The following is a 21461-nucleotide window of genomic DNA, read 5'->3' as shown; positions in this document are numbered from 1 at the left end:
CAGCGTCGGCACTTTGAATCCTGCTGCGTAAGCAATCTTAAAAACCAATGTTTTCAATCACTTACTCAACACCTCACCTCGTTCAAAACCGCCTTAATTTGCGGCCTCCCTAAGCAAGGACGGCGAATTCTACAGACATATGAAATCAGGTCAACAGGGAATCTAAAAAAAGTTTAAAAAATATAGAAAAAACTTCAGGAAACATCATATTTGTTCACTAGGCATACAGAAGAAGTACCAATTGCAGATTTAGAGGTAGAATTTCCAAAATCTAGCGCTGGAATCTGTTTATTTTTCGATAAGGAAACACATCAACCACATCACCTTCTTTAACTTGGCTTTGCATTTCTTTCCAGAAAGCCACACCCATCAGATCGCCATGCAGTTCGCTGAATATTTTTCTTACTTTACGGTTGCATGCCGTCAGCATACTGAATTCTTCAGGGAACACATCATTAAGCCCCACCGAATACCATGGCTCATCAGCCAGCTCTTGCTCAGGGTACATTGGCTCAGGAATCACTCTGAAATTACACTCTGTGAGATACATAATCTCATCGTAGTCGTAGAACACTACCCTTCCATGCCGAGTCACCCCGAAATTCTTAAAGAGCATATCTCCAGCAAATATATTCGCTGCGGCTAGCTGCTTAATCGCTTTACCGAATTCATTGATCGCATTAATCAGTGCAGTCTCATCTCCTCTCTCTAGCGCATTATCGATATAGATATTAAGCGGAGTCATATAACGCTCTGTCCATAGATGTTTAATCACCACTTCATCTTCTGTAATTTCCAGAGACGAAGCGGCCACCTTTTTAAGTTCAATAATCAGTTCTTCAGAAAAACGCTCGCGCGGGAAACTAAAGTTTGTAAATTCCTGAGTATCAGCCATACGCCCCACCCGATCATGGCGCTTTACCAGTTGATATTTCTGCTTCACAACATCACGAGTGATCTGCTTAGAAGATGAGAAACGATCTTTTATGATTTTAAACACCACAGGAAAGGACGGCAGTGTGAACACAGTCATCACCATGCCTTTAATGCCAGGCGCTATAACAAATTCATCATCAGAGATTTCTAAATGGTCCACTAAGTTTCGGTAAAATTCTGCTTTACCCTGTTTATAAAAACCTATCGAGCTATATAACTCAGGTTTGGATTTTGCCGGAATTAAGGTATTTAAGAATCTTATAAATTCTGAGGGTACGTTTATATCTACAAGAAAGTAGGAGCGTGTGAAGCTAAATACAACGGACACATCATTTTCATCACTTAAAGCTGTATCTATATATAGAGCCCCATTCTCATTATTGAGCACCGCAATCACAAATGGCTCACTACTGTGATCAAAGTGTACCCTACCTACAATGTAGGCAGCCTTGTTGCGGTAAAAGACACTTTTAACAATCTCTACTGTAGTTTCTTGATCTGCTAACACACTATCTGGAAGTTTTTGACGAACATATTGCACCAGATTACGTATATCCCTTCGCTTGTTTTCCCAGGGAATGTTGAAAGTGTAATCATCCATCATCCGCTTGAGCATGTTCACTAAACCACCATCGTGGATGGAATAGCTTTTAAAGATCTGATCACCGGAATTGATTTCATTACCCACCAGCGATGAACGGATAAACATATGTTCGCCGTCAATATGGTGATGCTTAAAGACGCTGCAATATACTGAGTTATAAAAGGTCTCAGCTAGTTCAGGGTCGGTTCTCTGCAGAATCAACCGTGTGTAATACTGCTTGGCTTGATGCCATAGGTCAGGATTGATAAGAGCATCGCCAAATTCAGCGGCGAGTGAAGTGGCAGCCTCTTGCACCATCTCCTCATAAAGATCTATACGTTCTGCAGAAAGAGACTGAATCGCCTGCCAATCAGCAGCTTCAAAATACTCTTGAGCGCATAAGGTAATCTCTTGAAAGCACAGCCTGTATTCAGCAAAAAACACCATCACCTGAGCGGCAATGCGCTGATGCCCCTTCCTTCTCATAGCTCACTCCAACATAAAGGCTGATCAATCCATTATGGTTCAGCACTTATCGAGTGTCATGTATCGGACACATCACACATGAACTTCCATAACAAATGAACAATAATGAAACAGAACTAACATCTTTCCGGTCTAAGCTAAAAGCGACTGTTCAGATAATGGAAATACTATGTACGAGATACCTTCATTAACTGCTGACCATAAGCCCGAAGCCATTGCAGTTCTTACAAGCGGCGGTGATTCACCAGGCATGAACCCAGCTATCCGTGGTGTTGTCCGCGCTGCTTTACATCAGGGAATTAAAGTCTTTGGCATCAATAAAGGTTACAGCGGCTTAATCATTGGTGATTTGGAAGAGATGACATCAGGCTCAGTGACCAACATTGTGCAACGCGGCGGCACCATTCTTAAAAGTGATCGCTGTGAAGCCTTTAAAGACAGTGCAGTACGCCATCAGGCAGCGGAAGTACTTAAAGAGAAAGGCATAGATAGCCTGATTGTTATAGGAGGTGACGGCTCACTCACAGGCGCACACCTTTTATCTGTTGAAAACGATATCCGTGTTATCGGGTTACCCGGTACTATTGATAACGATATTTACGGAACCGATGACACAATCGGATTTGATACCGCAGTAAATACAGCGCTTGATGCTATCGATAAAATCAGGGATACCGCCCTCTCCCATGAAAGTTTATTTCTGGTAGAAGTAATGGGGCGAAATTCAGGCTTTATCGCGACTCATGTAGGCATCGCCTGTGGTGCAGAGATGATTGTTGTCCCGGAATATGAAGTACAGGTCGAATCTATCTGTTTCCAGCTAGCCAACAATCGAATTCAGGGCAAAGGTTCCAGCGGCATTATTGTTGTCGCAGAAGGACAAACACCGGGCCTGACTTATAACCTGGCCAATCAGCTCAAGACGCATAACCAGAATGCAAAAGTGTGCATTTTAGGCCACATTCAGCGCGGAGGAAGCCCTACTGGGCACGATCGCATGCTTGCATCCTGCCTTGGAGCGTCCGCTGTTGATTATTTATGTGCGGGATACAACGATGTGATGATCGGGGTAAGAAGCGGCACTATATGTGAAACACCACTACAACAAGTAATCGAGAAAAATAAACAGCTGGATGAAATGCTGTTTCAACGTGCTCTGCTTCTGCACAAATAGCCTTATAGAAAATGGCAAACGGCTCAATATTGCTTAAGAATATTGAGCCGCTCACTGTAGTCATACTGCTAAAGAAACAGCCAAAGCTCAACGAACAAACGGGTTACTTTGCATTTCCTGACCAAAAGTAGAACCCGGACCATGACCAGGAATGAATTCAACATCTTCACCCAGCGGGAAAAGCTTATTTTTAATGGAGTCGATCAACTCCTGATGGTTACCCTGAGGGAAATCTGTACGACCGATAGAGCCGTTAAATAATACATCACCCACCAGCGCCACCTGATCATTTTTGTTATAAAACACGACATGGCCTGGTGTGTGCCCAGGACAATGAATTACATCCAGAATCTCTTCGCCTACCTGGACAGAATCCCCATCATCCAACCATCGATCTGGCGTAAATCCTTCACAAAGTGGGAAATTAAACATAGAGCACTGCTGAGCAATTCCATCAATCCAGAATTTATCACCAAGGTGCGGCCCCTCGATCGGTAAACTCTTCGATTTTGATAACTCTGCTGTGCCACCTGCATGATCAATATGTGCATGGGTCAGTAAAATTTTCTCGATTTCTACACCTTCCTGCTCAGCAGCCGCGATAACTTTTTCAAGATCCCCACCCGGATCGACTACTGCCGCTTTTTTACTGTTCTCACACCACAAAAGGGTGCAATTTTGCTGAAATGCAGTAACAGGAATAACACGATATTTCATAGCAAATTCTGACTCACAGTGATTTAAAGTTCAGGAAAGAGGGATTATATCAGCATCGTGAAGATTACCCATAGAGTTCAACTGAGAGAGCATCAATCTCTTGCAATAACCTCTGCTCCCTTTGATCGAGCAAGCATCGCAGACCAGCCAGGTAATCCCGATAGTTAGATACAACAAATTCTTCGAATACATGGAGATCATGAAGCAACCCCAACTTATCAGCCAGTTGCTTTACCAATTTATATTCCTTTGAACGTTTGCCTTCAGGAAGCAATTTAAGCAGATATAGAAAGGACTTCACCGACTTACGCCAATCGTGATAAGTGCTTTTATGAGTATGACTCAGCTTTTGATACAGCTTAAGACTTTTCTGTTGAGCCTTGGCTAAAGATTTTCTTTTTACACCTTCTACCTCTGCCCGCAAGACTTTGCATCTAACTAACAATGAATCGAGTAACCCAATGACTTTGCCTGAATCAATATGGATTCCATCCAAATCACCTACCAGTGCAGACCTGAGCTCACCAAGAGAAACATCTTTCCCTGCAACAAGGAGATCAAACGTTTCAATTCTAACTTGAGCATCACGCGCCGGAGCGAGGTACCTGGCTAACATTTTACTTAGCTTTTTTAGCCCAGTTCTCTGTTTCTTTGACTTTAACAGTAGAGCTTCTGCGCGGACCCGTTTACATAACACTCTAATGTTATGCACCTGCTCATTATCAAGTTCCGAATCGGTCGCTAGCAGCTGCTTATGTAACCCGCGCAATTCGAGGTACGTAGGTGATTTTAAAATCGAACTATTTGCTTGTTTTCCTTTCATTTTAAGGCCACAGTTAATCAAATGGACTGCATATAGCATAGCCCCTGAGAAGAGAAGATTATGAAAAAGCTAAAGCATGAAGCAGAACTAGTGAAGGAAGCATTGCGTGTCGGCACGATCTACTTTGAGAAACGCGGCGCGGGCAAGTTTGAAGGAACTGATAGCGCTTCCTCCAAAATAGAAGCGCTTTATCGCCTACTAGTAAATGATGGCTTGATCCAGGCACTTGCTAAAGATCAGGAGAACGAGCTACATATGAAACACAAACTGGCACTTTGGATACAGCGCCAGCTGCCTGATGGGCATCCACTGAAAAGCTGATAAGAACAGGGGCTCTCTTTCGGCAGCACAGCCATCCACGTGGGACCTGTTGCTTTGCGCCCCCTGATTGCTCAGGGTTTGCCATTTTCGAGAGAGGATCTATTCGCTGGAACGACCTAAAGAAACAGAACCTCATAGATTCAGGTTCCATTAAGTCTAGGATTAATACTAGCAGCTATAGCAAATATTACTAAATACGCATTTGGAATTAGGACAAACTAAACGCACAATAATGATCTTAGAGTCTTTACTATCTTTTTATTTTCTTGATAAATATAGAGAAACGGAACCTTACTTTGGAGACATCAAAGCAGATGGAAGCATCAGATAATACTCCTCATGAAAACAGAACTGACTTCCTCGAATGTCTCCGACTCATCGAACGTCTTCACCGCCGCATTCTTGATCTACTCAAGTTCCGCCTGGAAGCACTCGGCTACACAGATATCAACAGCGTACAAGCCTTACTACTTCACAACATAGCCGACCGTGAAATGACTGCTGGTGAGCTAAGAACCCGCGGTTACTATCTGGGATCCAATGTCTCTTATAATTTAAAGAAAATGGTGGGTAACGGTTATATAAAACAGGAACGTTCAGAGCACGACCTTCGCTCTGTACGCATCAAGCTCAGTCAGAAAGGCCTAGCTATACATGCGCTCATCGCCGAGCTATTCGATCAGCACCTTGAACTAATTAATGCCGAACAGCTGTTACAAGGTGACGATTTCAACAATCTGCGTGGCAAGCTAAGGCAGTTAGAAACATTCTGGGATCAGCAGATCAGCTATTAAACTGATTTACAGGTCTTAAGAGATATCGAGTAACACTTCTTCAGTTTCAGTTGAGAAATACTCCTGCTGAAACTCCTCTATTGGCATAGGCTTGCCAAGTAAGAACCCTTGATAAAAATTGCAGCCACATTGCGATAAGAAGCTCTTATGCTCTTCGGTTTCCACCCCTTCCGCTATCACATTAAGCCGCAGGTTATGGCCCATAGAGATAATAGTTTGAACAATTTCAGCATCATCTGGATCAGTCATAATATCCCGAATAAAGGAACGATCAATTTTCAACTGATTCAAAGGCAACCTTTTAAGATGCAGCAAGGAGGAATAGCCAGTACCAAAGTCATCCAGCGCAAAACGAACGCCAAGTAACTTCAGGCGGCGCATTTTTGCGATCGTGTCTTCTATATCCATCAAGACCAGGCTTTCTGTAAGCTCAAGCTTCAATTTGTTCGCCTTAATGCCATATTGCTCAATACACTGAGTTACATCTTCAACAAAGTGCTCTTGAGCAAATTGACGCGCACTTACATTCACCGCTAAAACCATCTCGGCAGTTTCTGAATTTTTCTGCCAATAGCTTAACTGCTCACATGCCTTTCTTAATACCCAATCCCCGATCGGTAGAATCAGGCCAGTTTCTTCAGCCAAAGGAATAAATTCGGCAGGAGATACCATTCCCCTCTCAGGGTGTAGCCACCTCAACAATACCCTCAGCACCGATGATGTCATCCTTCTCACACTGGACCTGATAAAACAATTCCAGTTGTTTAAGGGGTAGCGCTTTACGTAGCTCAACTTCAAGAGCGGCTTGGCTAAACAGTGTCTGATGCGCATCGGGGTCGAACAGCTTATAAGTATTTTTACCGGCCGATTTAGCTTGATACATTGCCATATCAGAACGTTTCATCACTTCATCAGTTCTATCACCAGAGCTAAACAGCGTCACACCGATACTGCATGAGGTGTGGTAATACTCCTCTTCAATATGAAAAGGATGAAACAGAGATACATTAATCTTCTCAACAATTTCCCGGGTTGCATTCTGTGCTGAGCACTCATCTCCACCAAGGTTTTCCAGAATCACTACAAATTCATCGCCCCCGAGACGTGCGACCATATCAGCATTGCGAACACACTTGTCCAACCGGGAAGCTACTTTAATCAGCAGCTGATCCCCCATGTCGTGCCCTTGCGTGTCATTGAGGTTTTTAAAGTTATCCAGGTCGATAAAGAGCACAGCCCCGAGCTGCTCTGTTCGACTAGCAGAATGTAGAGCGCTATCTAAACGTTCCTGCAGAGATCGCCGATTTGGCAAACCCGTCAAAGGGTCATAGAAAGCAAGCTTATGGATATCCTCTTCATTTTTCTTACGCTGTGTTATATCCGTAAAAGCGCCGACAAAGTTTGTAATCTCACCTGTTTCAGCCTGCACTGCAGTTATAGTTAGCGACTGAGGATAAACCTCTCCATTCTTACGTTTATTCCAGACCTCTCCCTGCCAGTAGCGGTCGGTTTCAAGCGCTCGTTTTATCTGTTGATAAAACTCATGGCTATGCTTACCAGATCTCAAAACAGCAGGTGTTTTGCCAATCACTTCATCAGGCTCATATCCCGTAACACGGGTGAAAGCGTGATTAACCCTGAGGATTTTAAATTCACCATCAGTTATCAGCATACCTTCCTGCGAATCGAATGCCGTCGCAGCAATATGTAACTCCTGCTCAGCCTTTTTTCGATCGGTAATATCACGTGATAATACGATAAATCGAACATTTGAATCCGATAACTGATCTGATGTTTTTTTAGCAACCGAAAGTTCAAACTGACGATCACCTTTTTGCAGTGGAAGCAACAACTGATAGCCGTGAGAAGCCCCTTTGTGGTTAGCCTCATGAATAGCATCGACTACAGTTTGAGCAGCTTCAAAAGGCATCACTTCATAAACAGTTTTGCCTATCAATTCTTCCGCAGGGGCTACGAGGTCTGCAGCATCTGTAGCATGGCAAGTGTAATACTTTCCATTAGTATCCATTTCAAACAGCAGATCAGGAATCGCAGCCAACGTTGCTTCTAAATGCTGACGGGAAAGATCGCTTTCCCGCTGACTCTTCTGTAACGCCAACTCGGCAACTCGTCGCATCTTCTGATGTGAAAGCAAAACCCCTAACGCAACAGTCGCTGCTGGATACACTAGCAACACTGGCAATGCCACATCACGTAATACCTGACCTACAGCAGCCCCAGGCAGGGCCAGTAAACAGGTCAACATAACCAAATGGACAGCAACACCAAACAGGTAAAGATCTAACCATGGAATTACATCAGAATTTTTCCCGCGCCATGAGCGATAAAGCAACCCTGCACCGGCACTGGTTATGATAATCAGAATCCCGGCAAAAGCTCCCTGCCCACCTTCCACTAAACGAAACACAACTGTCATGAAAACAGCTATTAGCGTGGGAACAATCCCCAGAAACAGACCTGATACAGATAGCAGTATTGAACGCGCATCAATGATGACGCCTGTTACGGAGGCTAAAGGCATCGACATCAAACCGATGCCTAACAAACCAACACACAAACCAGTAATAACTTTCTTACTAAGAGAGAGCCGCGTAGTCGACAAAGAAAAGGCATCATAGAGAACGCCTACAGCTAACAACAGAGCTACATTATTGACCAGAATAAGGAAGGGACTCTCATTCATCCGCTAATACCTATCCATAGGAAAACCCCAGAACCGGACGAACGGTCTGAAAAATTCAGATAGTAGCGGGAAAATAAAGAGTTGATTGCTAAGTTCCCTCAGGACATGGTTTTAAGTGGTTGTACAAATGGTAACCACTGCACTAGATATTCTCCATAATACGATGTGTAAAGTTGTGTGATTAATTTGACCTAGATCAAAAAAAACAACTTCAGTGCTTATCCCCTTTTGCTTTTTGAGCTGCCAGATACTGCTTATCCATATCACCGTACTGGCGCTGGTATGCTTCTGGATCAGAACGCCACAAGCGGTATAATTTTCGGTCATTAGCAGCCATAGGTGGGGGATTCTCTTTACGCCGCTTAAGCGCATTCAAAGTGACGGGAATAAACGCAAATAGAATCAGCGCCGCCACCAGCAGATATTTCATCAGTTCATCATTCATAATCTTGATCTCATAAAAAAGCCGCACTAGAGAGGCGGCTTTTGGAATCCTAGAGCTTAAACCTAACTGTGCTTACACTTTATGATAGATCTCAGCACCACTTTCTTTAAATTCAGCTGACTTTTCCTGCATCCCCTGTTCTGCTTTGGCATTGATCGCAGCCACTTCAGAATCATCCAGCTCGCGAACCTCCTGAGAGATTTTCATAGAACAGAATTTAGGTCCACACATAGAACAGAAATGCGCCACTTTAGAGGATTCCTTCGGTAGGGTCTCATCGTGATAAGCCCGTGCTGTATCCGGATCCAGACCGATATTAAACTGATCCTCCCAACGGAACTCAAAGCGCGCCTTAGACATCGCATTATCGCGAATTTGAGCCCCAGGGTGGCCTTTCGCCAAATCAGCTGCATGGGCCGCAATCTTGTAGGTGATAATGCCTTCTTTCACATCATCCTTATTCGGCAAGCCTAAATGCTCTTTTGGTGTCACATAACACAGCATGGCACAGCCATACCAACCGATCATTGCGGCACCGATACCTGAAGTAATATGGTCATAGCCTGGCGCTATGTCAGTGGTCAATGGACCCAGCGTATAGAACGGCGCTTCGTGGCACTCTTTAAGCTGCTTATCCATGTTCTCTTTGATCATATGCATCGGCACATGGCCTGGACCTTCAATCATCACCTGTACATCGTACTCCCAGGCGATCTTGGTTAGTTCACCCAACGTCTCAAGTTCAGAGAACTGCGCTTCATCATTGGCATCGTAAACAGAGCCTGGACGTAGACCATCACCTAAAGAGAACGAAACGTCATAAGCCTGACAGATTTCACAGATCTCACGGAAATGGGTGTACAGGAAGTTTTCTTCATGATGTGCCAGACACCATTTCGCCATGATGGAACCACCACGGGATACAATACCGGTCATACGTTTAGCCGTCATTGGCACATAACGCAGTAATACTCCTGCATGGATTGTAAAGTAATCCACACCTTGCTCCGCCTGCTCAATCAGGGTATCTTTAAATACTTCCCAATTCAGATCTTCTGCTACACCATTTACCTTTTCCAACGCCTGATAAATTGGCACTGTTCCGATTGGTACTGGCGAGTTGCGCAGAATCCACTCACGGGTCTCATGGATGTTCTTACCGGTAGAAAGGTCCATGATGGTATCCGCACCCCAGCGCGTCCCCCATGTCATCTTTTCCACTTCCTCTTCGATGGACGAGGTCACGGCCGAGTTACCGATATTACCGTTGATCTTAACCAGGAAATTACGGCCGATGATCATCGGCTCTAACTCAGGGTGGTTAATATTTGCTGGAATAATCGCACGACCTTCCGCAATCTCAGTACGTACAAACTCCGGCGTAATCTCTTCAGGCAATTGAGCACCAAAGCTATGCCCAGGATGCTGCTGAGCAACCATATTGCCTTCCGCTTTTGCTTTGGCTAATTTCATATTCTCGCGGATAGCGATGTATTCCATTTCAGGGGTAACAATGCCCTGACGCGCATAGTGCAGCTGTGTAACATTTTGACCGGCCTTGGCACGACGCGGCTTACGCTGCAGTTCAAAACGTAGATCATCCAGGCGCAGATCTGCTTCACGCACACGCCCATACTCAGACGTCAGTCCGTCCAGCTGCTCGGTATCGTCACGCTCCAGAATCCAGTTTTCGCGCAAAGGTGCTAAGCCCTTACGTACATCGATAGAAACTTCAGGGTCGGTGTAAGGGCCAGAAGTATCGTAAACATAGAGAGGATCATTCTTCTCACCGCCGAAGCCGGTAGGCGTATCATCCAAAGAGATCTCTCGCATCGGCACACGGATATCAGGACGAGTACCTTCAACATAGACTTTACGTGATTTAGGGAACGGCTGAACCGAATCGCTATCTACCGTTGCCGTCTTACTTAATGCCTGATTCTGCTGTGTTTTATCTACCATCTTTCAACCTGTTCTTATTTATAATTTTCACACGCGGCCATTGACTCGAAAACGTCACCAAAGCGCATGAAAGTGATTCACCGGACCATGACCGGTCCCCACATTAAGTTCATCCGCATGCATAATCGCTGCAGTGATATAATCTTTGGCTTTGGCTACTGCATCTTTGACTGTTTCACCCTGAGCTAAATATGCAGTAATTGCCGAAGCCAATGTACACCCCGTTCCATGGGTATTCTGGGTATCAATCCTGGAACTTTGATACTCAGTAAATTCATTTCCATCAAAAAGGATATCCGGGCAGTCTTCTCCCACAAGATGACCACCTTTAAGTAGAACATTCTCTACTCCCAGCGCATGAATCCCCTCTGCAACCTTTTTCATCTCGTCAATATTCTGCGGTTCTGACTGGCTCAACATAGCCGACGCTTCTGGAAGGTTTGGCGTAATCAGTGTCGCAAGAGGAAGGAGTTCGGTAATAAGCGTCTGTACGGCTTCCGGTCGAAGCAGAGCATTACCACTCTTTGAGATCATAACCGGGTCAACCACCAGCTGGACATCCTGTTTTTTTAGGAAATCCGCCACAGCCGCGACAACAGCACTGTCCCCTAACATTCCTGTTTTAACTGCTGAGATATGGATATCATCAAAAACAGTTGCTAACTGAAGCTGTATAAACTCTGGGGTGACAGAAAAAACACCGCGCACTTCTTTGGTATTTTGCGCTGTAAGAGCCGTTATAACGGAGCTGCCATACACACCCAATGCAGAAAAGGCTTTCAGATCCGCTTGAATTCCTGCACCACCTCCGGAATCAGACCCCGCGATGGTCAATGCATTAAAGATTGGGTTTGGCTTATCTGACATTCCGGCCCTCATTTGAAGCAACCAGAATGTAGTGAAAAAATGATGTCATAGATTATTAATCTCGATTTCCTACGCCGGAACAAACCGGATCAGGTTCAACGGGTATAGTCTCAGCCCCACAATAAGGGCACCCCGACCAAGACAGGTAGTTAATTTAATTACATCTAGGATACTCTGTCCAGAAAATAAGCATTTCTTCAGATGAAAACCGTTCAATTGATAAAAAAATACCAAAAAAGGCAAAAATTAGGAATTTTTCTTATATTTTTCTCTTAGAACCTGTTCTACATTAATAGCCATGGATCTCCTGTTCACGGAACGAATATCAAGGACGGCCTAGATAAGCGGAAATGGAAGGCAGGAAGCAGCGATAAGGATTTCGGTAAGGACTATCACCGCAAGGAATATGGATGCCAATCAAGAGGGCGCTTCAGGAAGAAGCGCCCTCTTGTTATTTATAGCCCTCAATATTGTTTTATCCCACACCGATCAAACCCACACTCTTCACACCTATACTTTTGTCTATAGTAAGTAAAATTAAGAATTTTTCTTATATAAAAAAATATTCAGATACTCATAATTGAAGTTGTGGATCTCCTGTTCATGGAATGAATAACAAGGACGGCCTCGATAAGCGGAAAGGATGGCACTGATGCCCTAGGACAATTTGCCGCAAGGATTACGGAAGCCAATGATGGGGATGTTTCATGGATAGGAACGTCCCCCTCGCCCCCCATCTTTTTCTCTCTAATAACAAAAAAGCTCCATATTTCTATGAAGCTTTGGATGTTTTGTCCACTTTCAAAAAACCAGTTACTACCAATTAGGTTGCTACAACCCCTGTCAGACCAGAATCTTGCCAGACTATGTCCACCAAACTCTGCAAAGACTCCTCACAACCAGCAGCTATCCAACGAGCAAGCACAGATGCAAGATCAGGCATCATCTGTGGAGCAGGCGCAGGCAACTCTAACCAACTCTCGACTGTTTCATCATTTAAGCTTTCAATAACAATACCTAACCCCAAGTGCTGTAACACCTCTGCATTTGATTCCTGCTCAACCTGCCCTTTCTGCGGTAAGGTCAGGATTTTTTTCCCGTATTGGATTGCCTCGCTTAACAGCCCAAATCCCGAATTACAGATCACGCCTGAGCAACTAGCCAGATCATGCTGAAAACCATCCCGGGAAAACGGGCGAAGGTGTATGTTTTCTTTATCCACAGGCTCATTTACAGCCGTATAGATGAAGAACTCATAATCCACGTAGATAGACAAAGCCGACTGAATTACTTGAGGATCATCATACGGAAGGTAAACCACAACCTTTCTGTCGTCATTGCTTGGTGAATAAAGAGGAGGCTGAATAAGCGGAGGGAAAATATTCTGATCAAAATGATGCCAATGTAAACCAACGGCCTTTTGAACAGGAGCAAAAATCTGCATCTGCTGTTTAAGAAAAAAACCAGTTTTACTATCAGGCAGCTTATGCAGGAATGCATACTGATGTGCTATTCCAACACTAGGCACTCTCTGAAGTTTTGCAGCCCAAGCCGTTACAGGCTCAAAATCTGTCACAACCAGATCATATCCAGACAGATCCAGAGCACGAACATCTCGGATCAATTCAAGAGGGTTATTTTTGGTCAACGTTTTGAGATGGTCGACCCTACTCCCATCCATATAAAAAGTTAAACCTCGGCGGCACCGATAGTCGCCAAACGGTTCCATGTTGAAGAGTTTTTCCGGCTCTCTACCACTAAACAGATAATCGACTTCGATTCCTTCTCTTTCTAGAGCCGGTGCCATTACCCTGGCACGAGTGATATGACCATTTCCCGTTGCCTGTACACCGTATAAAATTTTCATGGCTTAAAGAGTCATTAATGCTGGCAGGAAATTTAAGGCGATCAACGCACTACTCATTCCCAAAGCAGCTCCCGCTACAATATCCGTTGGATAATGAACTCCTAGCAGAACACGCGATACACCCACCAGCACAGCTAATGAATATGCAAATTCAGTAAAGCCGGGATAGAAGTGAGCGATCAGAGTTGCAAAAACAAATGCAGCCGCAGAGTGCCCGGACGGAAAGCTGAACTTATCGGAAGGAACGATATAAGCTTCAAAGGGTAGCGCATCGCAGGGGCGATCACGCTTAATGGTATTTTTCAGCAGAAGATACAGCGGCAGTTCGATCGAATAGGCTAACAAACCTGCCATAAAAAATAGCATGCCATTCTGCAGCTCAAAAACTGCCAGTGACATACCTAATACCAGATATAACCCGCCATCGCCCAAACGGGAAACCTGACGACTTACTTTAGCCAGCTCCGGGGCACGAGGCAGACCAAGGCACCAGTTAAATGCGAACAGATCAAAAGTCGTTAATAACTTGATAGCACTCATAACAGGAGATCTCCAGGTACTCTTTCATATTGCGCATAATGAAAGAATCAGGTGACATTCCTGTGAATGCAGATTTACACTTTTATGACAGATTCTTGGACGACTTATAGTACAGCTGAAGCCATCTCTTTAATAAACTTGGACTCGAACCACTGTGCAGCAAGACAAACGACAAGGTCAGGTTTAAGGAAAGGAACCATATGCCCCTGTCTTTCCATAACCATGAGTTCCATAGGCTGGTTACAATACTCCATCACCCTTTTTGAATAGCTTACAGGCAGAACCTCATCCCGGTCACCGTGCAGTATTGCCGCATCAAATTCATACTCATTATTGACGATCTGACAATGGTGATTAAACAGACTAGAAAGGGTTTTCAAAGGGTAATCAAATACGATGAGAGGGTCTCTATTGATCTCTTCTGCTGCAGGATGGCCCTTCAACAACTGTTCAAAATCAACAAAGGATTTCAGAGGAAGTTTAAAGCCCGGTAAAAACAAAGATGATGCCCAGGTCCAGTTCCACCCCATACGATAAGTAAAATCAGGAGCCAAATCAGGCACAAGTAGAGTACCACACAACACGGCAGACAAACGCTCATCAGCCGCCGCAGCCGCTACAGCCAACAATGCCCCAATGGAGTATCCGTAGACCCCAAATGGGCCTTTATAGCGCTGCTGCAATACATCCAGAACATCCGACACAGCCTCACACATCTGTTCAACGGTGTAATGCCCACGCGCCCCTCCAGAATAGCCATGCCCCAATGGGTCAATACCTATTACATTGAACCCCTTCTGTGAGAGTTTATAGAGCATCTCTCCATAGAGTTCGCAGTAAGTTCCGATTCCAGGAAGAAAAATAATAGTAGGTGCATCAGCAGAATACTCATACAACTCACAGTGCACTGCATTTTCACCAATACAGAAAGCTGTGCGATGCTGTAGATACTGCTCTAGCTCCATCTTATCCCTGAGGTTTATACGAAAACTGCAATTTTCCTGGGATAAGACTGGTGGTCTAATTTGTACAGACATAAGTTTCTCAACTAGCGCTGGCAGTGTTTACAGAATACTGTAGATCGCTGCCCTAAACGTACTTCAGATAGAGGAGCCATACATTTCACACAAGGCTCACCTTTACGTCCATACACATTTAGTTTTTGTTTAAAGTAACCGGGTTTTCCATCTCCCCCAACAAAATCCTTTAATGTTGTTCCACCCTGTTCGATCGCTGCTGCCAGTACCTGTTTAATCTGTACCACCAGCTCAGCTAACCTTGGTTTAGATATATTACCCGCAGCACGCCGCGGGTCTATGCCACACAGAAACAGGGCTTCTGTTGCATAGATATTACCCACACCAACCACAACATGACTATCCATAATCAGCTGTTTTATGGCAGTTTTACGCCCTTCACATCTCTGCTTCAGATAATCCACATCAAACTCATCACTCAGTGGCTCAGGGCCCAACTTATGTAGAAGTTCGTGAATTTCTCCCTGGGGCTGCCATAAAATAGAACCAAAGCGCCGAGGATCAGTAAAACGCATCACCGCCCCATCAGAAAAACAGAAATCCAGATGATCATGCTTTTCCACTGGCTGATCTGGTTTAACAATGCGGATACTTCCTGACATGCCAAGATGAATCATGACAGAACCCGATGCAATCTGCAGAAGGATATATTTCCCTCTCCTGCTGATATTCTCAACAACCTTTCCTTCAATCGTGTCGGCCAGAAAATCCGGAACAGGCCACCTTAGATTAGGATTCCTTATAACTAACTTTTGGATCTGCTGACCTTTGATATGAGGTTCAATACCACAACATGTGGTTTCTACTTCGGGAAGTTCTGGCATTTTTCAGGAAATGGGCTTTTTTATTCAGGTAGGCTATTAATTTATACTCAGACTAACACAAAAACGGCCTTTTTATCGCTTCATAATCCACAGGAAGCTCCAGTCGTGGTACATTCTGCACCCAATTGGGCTTATTCACTTATCAACATCAAGCTCATGTACTAGACAGGTTTGTTATGGATTTCATCTGGATTTTATTTGCCTTTGTTTGTGGTTATACCATGCGACTGGTTGGTATGCCGCCACTAATTGGTTATCTATTTGCCGGCTTTTTTCTGCATTTTATAGGCATTGAACCTGTCGAAAGCTTGGAAACACTTGCTGATTTAGGTATCACTTTGATGCTGTTTACCATCGGCCTTAAGCTTAATGTCAAAGACCTGTTAAAAACCGAAGTCTGGGCTGGGACGCTATCTCATATGACAGTCTGGACTCTGGTGGTTGGCTCCCTATTTCTATTACTAGGGGCACTATCAATTCCATATTTCTCAGACCTTGACCTTAAATCAGCGGCACTGATCGGTTTTGCTCTCAGCTTCAGCAGTACCGTATGTATTGTTAAATTGCTCGAAGAGAGCGGCGAAATGAAGACCAGGCACGGCCAATTGGCCATTGGGGTACTGGTCATGCAAGATATCGCCGCAGTACTCTTTCTGGTTGCGGCAACCGGCAAGATTCCATCTCCATGGGCACTTCTTCTGTTCGGGTTATTATTGATACGCCCGCTATTCAACCATCTCCTCATGCGTGCAGGGCACGGTGAGCTTCTTCCTCTGGTGGGTTTCTTCCTTGCTTTAGGTGGTTATGAACTATTCACACTGGTAGGAGTAAAAGGTGATCTTGGCGCACTGATTTTCGGCATGCTCCTGAGCCAACATCCAAAGGCTAGCGAGCTAACCAAATCTCTTCTGAGTTTTAAGGATATATTCCTGATCGGCTTCTTCCTCTCGATCGGTTTTACCGCACTACCTACATGGTCAATGCTTGGAATGGCAACAATCCTGGCAGTACTGATTCCATTGAAGTACATCATGTTCTTCTACATATTCACTACCCTTGATCTACGTGGTCGCACCTCATATCTATGTGCGCTGGCTTTAACTAATTTCAGTGAATTCGGCCTGATTGTTGCCGCTCTCTGTGTGGATAGTGGCTGGCTGGACAAAGAGTGGTTAGTCATTCTTGCCCTTTCCGTATCACTCTCCTTTATCCTGACCAGTTTGGTTTACCGGTCAGCGCACAGCATGTATAAAAAGTACAAAGACAGCATCAAAAAATATGAAAGCGACAAGATGCTGGCGGAAGATTTGTTTATACAGCCAGAAGAGTCTGACATTCTCGTTATCGGTTTAGGCCGTGTTGGTAAAGGTGCCTTCAAAGCACTACACTCTATGGTCGGCGATAAAGTCTGGGGAATGGATGCAGATAGAAAGCATATTACTAAGCTGCAAGGTAAAGGGTTGCATGTTTTCTACGGTGACGGTGAAGATGCCGATCTGTGGGAGAAGATGCACACCAATGATATTAAGCTGGTCCTGCTTGCCCTACCATCCATCGAAGATATGCTAAATATAAGCGAGCAGTTACACAGCGCAAACTATCAGGGTGAGATTGCCGCTATTGCACGCTTCCCAGATGAACACGAAGCGTTAGTTGCCGGCGGTATAGACAGAGTATTTAACTTCTACACTGAAGCTGGCTTCGGTTTTGCCGAAGAGAGTCTACAGCTGATCGATTACAAACGTGATCCAGAAAGAGCGTAAAATCGCACAATCTTACGGACACAAAAAACCCGGCATCAGCCGGGTTTTTTTATCGAATCTAAAAACTTACTTGATTTTAGATTCTTTGTATTCAACGTGCTTACGAACTACTGGATCGTACTTTTTGAACACCATCTTTTCAGGAGTGTTACGCTTGTTCTTGTCAGTAGTGTAGAAGTGGCCAGTACCTGCAGAGGAAACCAGCTTGATCTTTTCGCGTGCGCCTTTAGCCATGATTCAGCTCCTTAAACTTTGATGCCGTTGGCACGAACATCAGCAAGAACTGCGTCGATACCTTTTTTATCGATAATACGCATGCCTTTAGAAGAAACACGCAGGCGTACGAATTTGTTTTCGCTCTCTACCCAGAAACGGTGCCAGTGCAGGTTTGGTAGAAAACGACGGCGAGTTTTACGCTGTGAGTGGGAAACGTTGTTCCCTGTAACTGGACGCTTGCCAGTTACCATGCAAACTTTAGACATTATTAAAGCCTTCCAAAATTTATGGTTACGATTCTATCCTTTCGTTATTTATTGGAATGGGTTACCAGGATTTAGCTCTGCACTCTCCAGATTCCCAACCATTCCTCAGGCGGAGCGTCCCGTAACTGAACAAGAAACCGTACCGGAGTGTGGATAGAAGGTCGCGCATTATACACAAGTGCTTTCGCTTTAACCAGTTTATTTCTCACGATTTACGATCACTTAAAGCAGCCCTCGTTCAGCAAAGGAAACTATCTCTTGGTCACCCACCACCATATGGTCTAAAACACGCACTTCGATAGCTTCCAGTACCTGTTGTAGTTGCTTGGTTATCTGCTCATCAGCAGCGCTGGGCTCTGCAACTCCAGAAGGATGATTATGAGCAAGTATGACCGCCGCAGCATTATGGGTTAACGCCTTGGCCGCCACTTCGCGCGGATAAACAGCGGCAGCATTAATTGTCCCCCAAAACAGTTCTTCAAAACAGATAACCCGATGCTTATTATCAAGAAACAGGCAAGCAAACACCTCCCTGCAGTGATGCCTTAAACAACTCGAAAGATACTCTTTGACCTGTTGTGGATTTTCTAACGCACTCTCTTTTTCCAACCTGGATTGCAAATGGCGCCTGCTCATCTCAAGTACAGCCTGCAACTGAGCATACTTTGCTATACCCAACCCATGAGCAGCACAAAACTCATCCTGTGAACTCTCCAGTAAGACTCTGAGATTGCCGAATTTGAGTAAAAGATCGCGAGATAGATCCACAGCACTTTTGCCCTGAACCCCCGTCCGCAAGAAGATCGCCAATAGTTCAGCATCTGATAAAGAATCCGCTCCCTGCTTAAGAAGCTTTTCCCGTGGACGCTCTGAGACTGGCCAATTTAAGATAGACATATCAATTCCCTCTGAGAAATCATCAATCCTTGATGAATTAAGCTAGAAAGCCTACGAAGAAGCCCCATTATTATGCGCAACTTATTCACTGCTTTCTTAAATACAATCTACGCAATTTCACCAAGAAATGATATGGTAGCGATCCAATTCAGATCGTTCAGGATTCACCTCCTGCAGATCTCCACACTATAGATATCAGTAGCTGGCAAGTATGCAGAGACTTACTAACAAACAGATCATTCTGGGAATCACCGGTGGCATTGCTGCTTATAAAAGCGCAGAACTAACTCGACTACTAAAAGGCGCTGGCGCTGATGTCCGAGTTGTTATGACACCATCTGCAACTGAGTTCATCACTCCACTGACTCTCCAAGCTCTATCTGGCAATCCTGTACATCTACATCTACTGGATGCTGAAGCAGAAGCAGGTATGGGCCATATTGAGTTAGCGAAATGGGCAGACCTGGTTTTGATAGCACCAGCCAGCGCGAACTTTATGGCCCGTTTAGCATCAGGCCAAGGCGATGATCTATTAACAACACTTTGTTTAGCTACCGAAGCGCCCATCTGCCTTGCTCCAGCCATGAATCAGGCTATGTGGAAAGATGCGGGGACTCAGCAAAATACCGAAATTCTAAAAAAACGTGGTATTAAACTGTTCGGCCCCGGTATTGGTGAACAGGCTTGTGGAGATACGGGCCCAGGCCGCATGTTAGAACCAGAAGAGATAGCTAATAACACTGCTGATCAGTTTGAGACCGGCAGCCTCACTGGAAAAACCGTCTTTATTACGGCCGGCCCCACCCGTGAACCTCTGGACCCGGTGCGTTACATTTCCAATCATAGTTCAGGGAAAATGGGTTATGCACTGGCTGAGGCCGCGGTTGAAGCAGGAGCAAAAGTTAAGTTGGTTAGCGGACCTGTGAATCTGCCAGCCCCAGCCCGCATGGAAAGGGTATCCGTAGAAAGTGCTCAGGAGATGTTAGAAGCCTCACTGCAAGATCTATCCCTGTGCGACATATTTATCGCGGCAGCAGCCGTTGCGGACTACCGCCCTACCGCTATCTCTGAACACAAAATAAAGAAAGGTTCAGAAGAGATAATGGAGCTACATCTGGTAAAAAATCCAGACATAGTTGCTACTGTAGCAAGCAATTCCCCCAAGCCATTTACGGTTGGCTTTGCAGCCGAAACTAAAGACGTACTTGAGTACGCTCGCGGAAAACTGGAAAAGAAAAATCTGGATTTGATCATCGCAAATGACGTATCGCGCAGTGATATCGGATTCAACAGTGATGAAAACGCTGTAACAGTTATCTCTGCAACAGAAGCAGAAGAACTTCCGCAGGCATCAAAGCGTCAACTGGCAAACCGTTTAATTGAAAAAATTGCTTTTCAATACAAAGCAGCTACCAGTAACTAATTCCAACAATAATATCAGGCCGAATTAATCACTTCTGTACATTAAAGGATTAACATGCGTTATCAACTTAACACGCTAGACCACGCTATTTTCCGTGCCTACGATGTCCGAGGCATTGTTGGTACAGCCCTGACCGATGACACTGTTTATCATCTCGGTCGAGCATTTGCAGCAGAAGCGCTTTCCCAGAACTGCAACCATATCAATGTTGCTGCTGATGGCAGACTATCCAGCCCTGGTCTTAAGCAGATTTTCTCAGAAGGCCTGATCGATGGTGGCTGTAAGGTAACAGATGTTGGTTTTGTGCCAACACCTACACTCTATTTTGCTGCTCACCAGGATGAGCAGTGTACTGGGGTAATGATTACCGGTAGTCATAACCCATCTGACTACAATGGTTTCAAAATGATGATCAACGGACACACGTTGTCTGGTGATGATATCCAAAAACTGAAACAGCGTATTATCGCTCAGGATTATTCTGAAGGGACGGGTTCTCAGGAATCTCTTGATCTACGTGAACAATACCTAGAGCGCATTCTGGGTGATATCACCCTTAATAAAAAACTCAAAGTGGTCGTCGATTGCGGTAACGGTATTCCAGGTGAACTAGCGCCAAAACTGATCAAAAGATTAGGATGCGAAATCATTCCTATGTACTGCGAAGTTGATGGGACCTTCCCTAACCATCACCCCGATCCTGGTAAACCTAAAAACCTAATCGACGCAATTGCCAAAGTAAAAGAAACCGGTGCGGATCTTGGTCTTGCATTCGATGGCGATGGCGACCGCGTGGGCGTCATTACCAACAAAGGT

The 21461-nt window shown here is 44.7% G+C and carries 20 protein-coding genes, 1 pseudogene and 2 riboswitches; of the genes and pseudogenes, 6 read left to right on the top strand and 15 right to left on the bottom strand.

The window, feature by feature from the left end:
• Positions 1-271: 271 nt before the first annotated feature.
• Positions 272-2005: a bifunctional isocitrate dehydrogenase kinase/phosphatase gene (gene aceK / locus GY843_RS13005; RefSeq protein ID WP_297310315.1), complete on the bottom strand. Its 1734-nt coding sequence runs from the start codon at positions 2003-2005 to the stop codon at positions 272-274.
• Positions 2006-2174: 169 nt separating this feature from the next.
• On the opposite strand from aceK, the gene pfkA reads away from it, so the two are divergent.
• Positions 2175-3179: a 6-phosphofructokinase gene (gene pfkA / locus GY843_RS13000; protein ID WP_297310312.1), complete on the top strand. Its 1005-nt coding sequence runs from the start codon at positions 2175-2177 to the stop codon at positions 3177-3179.
• 87 nt (positions 3180-3266) lie between these two features.
• Here pfkA and GY843_RS12995 read toward each other — a convergent pair whose 3' ends face one another.
• Positions 3267-3896, bottom strand: coding sequence for an MBL fold metallo-hydrolase (locus tag GY843_RS12995; protein ID WP_297310310.1), 630 nt, complete (start codon positions 3894-3896; stop codon positions 3267-3269).
• Positions 3897-3960: 64 nt separating this feature from the next.
• Positions 3961-4719 (bottom strand): CHAD domain-containing protein, encoded by a 759-nt coding sequence (locus GY843_RS12990; RefSeq protein WP_297310308.1) that lies wholly within the window; start codon positions 4717-4719, stop codon positions 3961-3963.
• A 60-nt stretch (positions 4720-4779) separates the two neighbouring features.
• On the opposite strand from GY843_RS12990, the gene GY843_RS12985 reads away from it, so the two are divergent.
• A complete protein-coding gene (locus GY843_RS12985; protein ID WP_297310306.1) occupies positions 4780-5040 on the top strand; it encodes a DUF5062 family protein in 261 nt (86 codons plus the stop codon).
• A gap of 18 nt (positions 5041-5058) precedes the next feature.
• A riboswitch (cyclic di-GMP riboswitch) is annotated at positions 5059-5133 on the bottom strand.
• 203 nt (positions 5134-5336) lie between these two features.
• Positions 5337-5834, top strand: a complete 498-nt coding sequence (locus GY843_RS12980) for a winged helix DNA-binding protein (protein WP_297310303.1) — start codon at positions 5337-5339, stop codon at positions 5832-5834.
• Positions 5835-5849: 15 nt separating this feature from the next.
• On the opposite strand, the gene GY843_RS12975 is transcribed toward GY843_RS12980, so the two are convergent.
• From GY843_RS12975 to mutM, 9 genes are all read right to left on the bottom strand, one after another.
• Positions 5850-6506, bottom strand: a complete 657-nt coding sequence (locus GY843_RS12975) for a bifunctional diguanylate cyclase/phosphodiesterase (RefSeq protein ID WP_297310301.1) — start codon at positions 6504-6506, stop codon at positions 5850-5852.
• A gap of 7 nt (positions 6507-6513) precedes the next feature.
• The gene (locus GY843_RS12970) at positions 6514-8538 is read right to left on the bottom strand and encodes a diguanylate cyclase (RefSeq protein ID WP_297310299.1); all 2025 of its coding nucleotides are present in this window, start codon (positions 8536-8538) and stop codon (positions 6514-6516) included.
• Between the two features lie 211 nt (positions 8539-8749).
• A complete protein-coding gene (locus GY843_RS12965) occupies positions 8750-8983 on the bottom strand; it encodes a hypothetical protein (RefSeq protein ID WP_297310297.1) in 234 nt (77 codons plus the stop codon).
• A 72-nt stretch (positions 8984-9055) separates the two neighbouring features.
• Positions 9056-10945 carry a phosphomethylpyrimidine synthase ThiC gene (gene thiC / locus GY843_RS12960; protein ID WP_297310296.1) on the bottom strand — a complete coding sequence of 630 codons (1890 nt, stop codon included), beginning with the start codon at positions 10943-10945 and terminating at the stop codon, positions 9056-9058.
• Positions 10946-10999: 54 nt separating this feature from the next.
• Entirely contained in the window at positions 11000-11812 is an 813-nt protein-coding gene (gene thiD / locus GY843_RS12955; protein WP_297310294.1) for a bifunctional hydroxymethylpyrimidine kinase/phosphomethylpyrimidine kinase, read from the bottom strand.
• Between the two features lie 49 nt (positions 11813-11861).
• Positions 11862-11957, bottom strand: a riboswitch (TPP riboswitch).
• A gap of 678 nt (positions 11958-12635) precedes the next feature.
• On the bottom strand, positions 12636-13679 hold the full coding sequence (locus GY843_RS12950) for an MJ1255/VC2487 family glycosyltransferase (protein ID WP_297310292.1): 1044 nt from the start codon (positions 13677-13679) through the stop codon (positions 12636-12638).
• Between the two features lie 3 nt (positions 13680-13682).
• Positions 13683-14219 (bottom strand): phosphatase PAP2 family protein, encoded by a 537-nt coding sequence (locus GY843_RS12945; RefSeq protein ID WP_297310290.1) that lies wholly within the window; start codon positions 14217-14219, stop codon positions 13683-13685.
• A 104-nt stretch (positions 14220-14323) separates the two neighbouring features.
• Entirely contained in the window at positions 14324-15184 is an 861-nt protein-coding gene (locus GY843_RS12940) for an alpha/beta fold hydrolase (RefSeq protein ID WP_297310288.1), read from the bottom strand.
• 83 nt (positions 15185-15267) lie between these two features.
• Entirely contained in the window at positions 15268-16080 is an 813-nt protein-coding gene (mutM, locus tag GY843_RS12935; protein ID WP_297310286.1) for a bifunctional DNA-formamidopyrimidine glycosylase/DNA-(apurinic or apyrimidinic site) lyase, read from the bottom strand.
• Between the two features lie 176 nt (positions 16081-16256).
• Here mutM and GY843_RS12930 point away from each other — a divergent pair, with 176 nt between their 5' ends.
• Positions 16257-17843 carry a cation:proton antiporter family protein gene (locus GY843_RS12930; RefSeq protein ID WP_297310284.1) on the top strand — a complete coding sequence of 529 codons (1587 nt, stop codon included), beginning with the start codon at positions 16257-16259 and terminating at the stop codon, positions 17841-17843.
• Between the two features lie 66 nt (positions 17844-17909).
• On the opposite strand, the gene rpmG is transcribed toward GY843_RS12930, so the two are convergent.
• From rpmG to radC, 3 genes are all read right to left on the bottom strand, one after another.
• Positions 17910-18077 carry a 50S ribosomal protein L33 gene (gene rpmG, locus GY843_RS12925; RefSeq protein WP_007023004.1) on the bottom strand — a complete coding sequence of 56 codons (168 nt, stop codon included), beginning with the start codon at positions 18075-18077 and terminating at the stop codon, positions 17910-17912.
• Between the two features lie 11 nt (positions 18078-18088).
• On the bottom strand, positions 18089-18325 hold the full coding sequence (rpmB, locus tag GY843_RS12920) for a 50S ribosomal protein L28 (protein WP_297310281.1): 237 nt from the start codon (positions 18323-18325) through the stop codon (positions 18089-18091).
• Positions 18326-18547: 222 nt separating this feature from the next.
• A complete protein-coding gene (gene radC / locus GY843_RS12915) occupies positions 18548-19222 on the bottom strand; it encodes a DNA repair protein RadC (RefSeq protein ID WP_297310279.1) in 675 nt (224 codons plus the stop codon).
• Positions 19223-19433: 211 nt separating this feature from the next.
• On the opposite strand from radC, the gene coaBC reads away from it, so the two are divergent.
• Together coaBC and GY843_RS12905 are read left to right on the top strand one after the other, a co-directional pair.
• Positions 19434-20645 (top strand): bifunctional phosphopantothenoylcysteine decarboxylase/phosphopantothenate--cysteine ligase CoaBC, encoded by a 1212-nt coding sequence (coaBC, locus tag GY843_RS12910; protein WP_297310277.1) that lies wholly within the window; start codon positions 19434-19436, stop codon positions 20643-20645.
• A gap of 54 nt (positions 20646-20699) precedes the next feature.
• A pseudogene (locus tag GY843_RS12905) lies at positions 20700-21461 on the top strand (phosphomannomutase/phosphoglucomutase); the annotation flags it as partial.

Source organism: Neptuniibacter sp., from assembly GCF_024231755.1.
Classification (GTDB): Bacteria; Pseudomonadota; Gammaproteobacteria; order Pseudomonadales; family Balneatricaceae; genus Neptuniibacter.
Note: the sequence above shows the minus strand (reverse complement) of the source record. Positions and strands in the feature narration are given on the sequence as shown.

Coding starts and splice junctions, on each gene's coding strand:
- aceK (WP_297310315.1), bottom strand. CDS start 2,005: ATGAGAAGGAAGGGGCATCAGCGCATTGCCGCTCAGGTGATGGTGTTT.
- pfkA (WP_297310312.1), top strand. CDS start 2,175: ATGTACGAGATACCTTCATTAACTGCTGACCATAAGCCCGAAGCCATT.
- GY843_RS12995 (WP_297310310.1), bottom strand. CDS start 3,896: ATGAAATATCGTGTTATTCCTGTTACTGCATTTCAGCAAAATTGCACC.
- GY843_RS12990 (WP_297310308.1), bottom strand. CDS start 4,719: ATGAAAGGAAAACAAGCAAATAGTTCGATTTTAAAATCACCTACGTAC.
- GY843_RS12985 (WP_297310306.1), top strand. CDS start 4,780: ATGAAAAAGCTAAAGCATGAAGCAGAACTAGTGAAGGAAGCATTGCGT.
- GY843_RS12975 (WP_297310301.1), bottom strand. CDS start 6,506: ATGGTATCTCCTGCCGAATTTATTCCTTTGGCTGAAGAAACTGGCCTG.
- GY843_RS12970 (WP_297310299.1), bottom strand. CDS start 8,538: ATGAATGAGAGTCCCTTCCTTATTCTGGTCAATAATGTAGCTCTGTTG.
- GY843_RS12965 (WP_297310297.1), bottom strand. CDS start 8,983: ATGAATGATGAACTGATGAAATATCTGCTGGTGGCGGCGCTGATTCTA.
- thiC (WP_297310296.1), bottom strand. CDS start 10,945: ATGGTAGATAAAACACAGCAGAATCAGGCATTAAGTAAGACGGCAACG.
- thiD (WP_297310294.1), bottom strand. CDS start 11,812: ATGTCAGATAAGCCAAACCCAATCTTTAATGCATTGACCATCGCGGGG.
- GY843_RS12950 (WP_297310292.1), bottom strand. CDS start 13,679: ATGAAAATTTTATACGGTGTACAGGCAACGGGAAATGGTCATATCACT.
- GY843_RS12945 (WP_297310290.1), bottom strand. CDS start 14,219: ATGAGTGCTATCAAGTTATTAACGACTTTTGATCTGTTCGCATTTAAC.
- GY843_RS12940 (WP_297310288.1), bottom strand. CDS start 15,184: ATGGAGCTAGAGCAGTATCTACAGCATCGCACAGCTTTCTGTATTGGT.
- mutM (WP_297310286.1), bottom strand. CDS start 16,080: ATGCCAGAACTTCCCGAAGTAGAAACCACATGTTGTGGTATTGAACCT.
- GY843_RS12930 (WP_297310284.1), top strand. CDS start 16,257: ATGGATTTCATCTGGATTTTATTTGCCTTTGTTTGTGGTTATACCATG.
- rpmG (WP_007023004.1), bottom strand. CDS start 18,077: ATGGCTAAAGGCGCACGCGAAAAGATCAAGCTGGTTTCCTCTGCAGGT.
- rpmB (WP_297310281.1), bottom strand. CDS start 18,325: ATGTCTAAAGTTTGCATGGTAACTGGCAAGCGTCCAGTTACAGGGAAC.
- radC (WP_297310279.1), bottom strand. CDS start 19,222: ATGTCTATCTTAAATTGGCCAGTCTCAGAGCGTCCACGGGAAAAGCTT.
- coaBC (WP_297310277.1), top strand. CDS start 19,434: ATGCAGAGACTTACTAACAAACAGATCATTCTGGGAATCACCGGTGGC.